Consider the following 3,416-nt stretch of genomic DNA (forward strand, 5'->3'; position numbering starts at 1 on the left):
GGGAAGAATTTCCCTTAAAAATTCTTATTCCGCAACAAGTCTATTACTTAAACGATTCGGTAACTTGGGCGACAAGTTTTCATCAAAAAGTAATTTCATGGGGATAATGGAGCGGCTATAAATCGCCGTTCACGGTCAGCAGCATAAGCAATGCAGGCTTTTAAATCTTCTCGCGTCAGATCAGGAAAATCGTCGAGGATTTCTGCTTCGGTCATCTCGGAAGCTAGGTACTCAAGCACTTCATAAACCGTAATTCGCAAGGCACGGACGCAAGGCTTGCCACCACGTTTATTGGGTTCGATCGTGATGTAATTTCGGTAGTTCATACGTTGAAAGTATCTAAACTTAATCAAATTATAGCTTTGCAGTGGCAATTGATTCACCTTTCACTTTAGATGATTCAGTTGCCACTCTACCCACATGAGGGCGATTTGGAAACAACTCGACAACCCACAGGCACGGGTTAGCGGTGGTTACGGCGATACCTAACAGCACCCTACAGCTCTTACACTAAGCTCCAGCTTGATTTTCCCTGGTTACCAAGTTGGAGCTTGGTAACGAGAAAAAAATCTGAAAATATGCGGAAAGATTCTGGCTATTCAGCTTAAATGGCGTACTATGCGGAAATAATATGCATAAGTAGTAAATTTAGGATGTTATGCCGAATCATTCTGCCTATTCACCCACTATGGGATCTTAGGCGGAAAGTTTCAGTCTATTAGTAGTTAGCCCTCTGAGTTATCTGTGAGGACGTAAGTGAAAAATATTGACAGGAATGAGATTGAAGTTATCTTGCGTTTTCGATCTTGACAATGAGGGTTGGCTGTGTTTCGATTTAATCAGGCAGACGAATATCAATACCTAGATTTTCGTCTCATGGGCACTATCTCTGATCCTCAGATCAATGCATACCCAGTATTCTGGTCTAGCGTTTATCTCAGATGAGGGATTTCATTTCAGGTGAACGCTGGTTCAGCATATTAGGTATGCGCTGGTGTGAGGCTTGGAGATAGTGAGCTTGAGACGTTTACCAGCAGGTGACAAGTTAGTAAATCCCCACTCAGGAGGGAATTTTACTGCTTATCCTTGATATTCCGATGCTACTAAACCTGTAGCAAAGGAAATCCGACATGACTCCCAAGCAAAAACGAGCTAAAAAGGCTCAACTCATCAGTGACTATGGTTCGCGTTGTTGGTGGTGCGAGTGTTGCCTGCCCGCAGAAGAATTGACCCTAGACCATCTAAAACCCAAAAGTCACGGTGGTTCAAACTCCCTAGAAAATCTACGGCTTGCTTGTTTCCCATGCAATAACTCTCGCGGGAACAGCCTCTATCCGCCTCAACGTTCGTTCGTGCCTAAATCAGTTTTCAGTTAACGAGTGAAGGAAAAATGCACAAACTCTTGATGTTTAATGATGAGAAGCTTCTACGCCAATCTCTAACTCACCGCTCATATATCAATGAAAATCCTGGGGAAGGTGGAGATAACGAGCGCCTGGAGTTTCTTGGTGATGCAATTCTCAATTTCATCAGTGGCGAATACCTGTATCAGGTTCATCCTGAAATGGGAGAAGATAAAATGACAAGACGACGAGCAGCGCTTGTAGACGAAAAACAACTCGCTAGATTTGCTATTGAAGTTGGATTAGATTTCAGGATGCGACTAGGGCAGGGTGCAATCCGTGAAGGTGGTTATCAAAATCCAAATCTTCTTAGCAGCACTTTTGAGGCCGTCATTGGGGCTTACTATTTGGATAACAAGCGAAACATTGAGGCACTACGCCCTTTAGTGGAACAACTATTTGACTCTGTGCCTGAAGGAGTTATGGTAGTTCGTTCAAATATAGACTCAAAAAATAAGTTTCAGGAACTCGCGCAGGCAAATGGGGCAAAGGCTCCTCCGAAGTATGTCACAGAAAAATTAGGTGGCGCAGATCATGCTCCAGAGTTTTTTTCTAAGGTTTATGTGGATGATAAACTCTACGGTGAAGGTAAAGGTCGTAGCAAGAAGGATGCAGAAAAACAAGCTGCTGAAGATGCTATAGCTAAGCTGAAAAAGCGAGGATTTCTATGATGTAGGCGAGGGCTAACAACCCGGCTGGAGCGGACTGTTGAGAGATCTTGGTTGTGCTCTAAAGGTAGCTTGCAGCCGCTCAACCCGAACGTTAGCCAGACAATTTTGCAGACAAAATTATTTCTGATATGCGATTAAAAAAAGCTAAAACTAAGGTTAAGTGTGAACTGCTAGATTTAATGAATGCTGGCTATAGTCTCCTTGAGCAGATCCAAGCAGAGTTTGCAAACAAAACATGGCAGGGAACATTTACATTCGAAGATGATCGGAAACAGTGCAATCTTGTGGATCAATGGACTGCATGTGCAATAGAATTTATCAACTCTGTGTTTCCTACTAACTTCGAATTGCAAACATTTATTCACTTAATGAATCCAGATGTTGCTGTTCTCTCGTCAATCTCAGCTCACCATGGTCTTAGAAGCCTGCTACAGCATAAAATTAACATACTTGATAAAGTAGTTGAAAGTAATCTAAGCCGATATGATGATCTAAGAATACTAAGAATTTATATTGATGAGATCGATAGTTTTAGCAAGATTCAAGAAATTAGACTAGAAGAAGTGTCAGATTTACTTATTAATGGTTTTTTGGATCAGTCAGAGGAGTTTATACAAATCGGTTTAGAAGAGATTCTTGATGTTCCATTTCATAAAAAGGATTGGGGTGGAGAAATAAATGATTTATATACATCAAATGTTCTTCTTAAAGGCAATAGGGTGGCATCTGCATTCCTTCTAAAGGGAAATGGGCTTAGGAAGAAGGTACTCGAAATTAAAGATTGTGGCAAAAATGGTGATCAGATTGTAAGGCTTCTAGATTCACCTGCTCAACTTTTTATTATCCAATTTGTAGGTTCAATATCTGACTATGTTGTGAAAGATATCGAAGGAAAAGTAAATGAAAATCAATTGCAAGGCAAGATGGCACAATATTGCATAATTGATGGACAGGATACAGCGCGTCTTTTACGGGCATACGGTAAATTATAGTGAGTCCATCGCATTCTTTCCAGAACCTATGATTAAAAGGGCTAACAACCTTGTTGGAGAGGATTACTACACACCTGGGGTTGTGGTGCTGGTTTACCTGTGACCGCTCAACAGGATCGTTAGGTAGCTGAGGTTATCTCTAGAAACAGCAGCCTTAAGGAAATCAAGTTGTTCACGTATATAGCAATCCCAAGTCAGTTGTGAGAATATAGAGAGGACTTAAGCACGACTCGGAATGGTTCTATGCTAGATGAACTGAATGACTTTATTGCCTCTAACCCGGATGCCCGTGAACTCAAGCGTGCTGTTGCCATCCAGATGTTTCTCAAAGGATACAAACATCGAGAGAT

The 3,416-nt window shown here is 41.5% G+C and carries 4 protein-coding genes; 3 read left to right on the forward strand and 1 reads right to left on the reverse strand.

Going from position 1 to position 3,416, the window contains the following annotated elements:
- Positions 1 to 95: 95 nt before the first annotated feature.
- Positions 96 to 326: a DUF433 domain-containing protein gene (locus AC1S52_RS02180; RefSeq protein ID WP_482027404.1), complete on the reverse strand. Its 231-nt coding sequence runs from the start codon at positions 324 to 326 to the stop codon at positions 96 to 98.
- A gap of 804 nt (positions 327 to 1,130) precedes the next feature.
- Here AC1S52_RS02180 and AC1S52_RS02185 point away from each other — a divergent pair.
- The 3 genes from AC1S52_RS02185 to AC1S52_RS02195 all read left to right on the forward strand — a co-directional run bounded on the left by AC1S52_RS02185 (position 1,131) and on the right by AC1S52_RS02195 (position 3,066).
- The gene (locus AC1S52_RS02185) at positions 1,131 to 1,376 is read left to right on the forward strand and encodes an HNH endonuclease (protein ID WP_482027405.1); all 246 of its coding nucleotides are present in this window, start codon (positions 1,131 to 1,133) and stop codon (positions 1,374 to 1,376) included.
- Between the two features lie 14 nt (positions 1,377 to 1,390).
- On the forward strand, positions 1,391 to 2,074 hold the full coding sequence (rnc, locus tag AC1S52_RS02190; RefSeq protein ID WP_482027406.1) for a ribonuclease III: 684 nt from the start codon (positions 1,391 to 1,393) through the stop codon (positions 2,072 to 2,074).
- 128 nt (positions 2,075 to 2,202) lie between these two features.
- On the forward strand, positions 2,203 to 3,066 hold the full coding sequence (locus AC1S52_RS02195) for a hypothetical protein (RefSeq protein ID WP_482027407.1): 864 nt from the start codon (positions 2,203 to 2,205) through the stop codon (positions 3,064 to 3,066).
- The last annotated feature ends 350 nt before the right edge of the window (positions 3,067 to 3,416 follow it).

This window comes from Kovacikia sp. CALU 1929 (assembly GCF_056784235.1).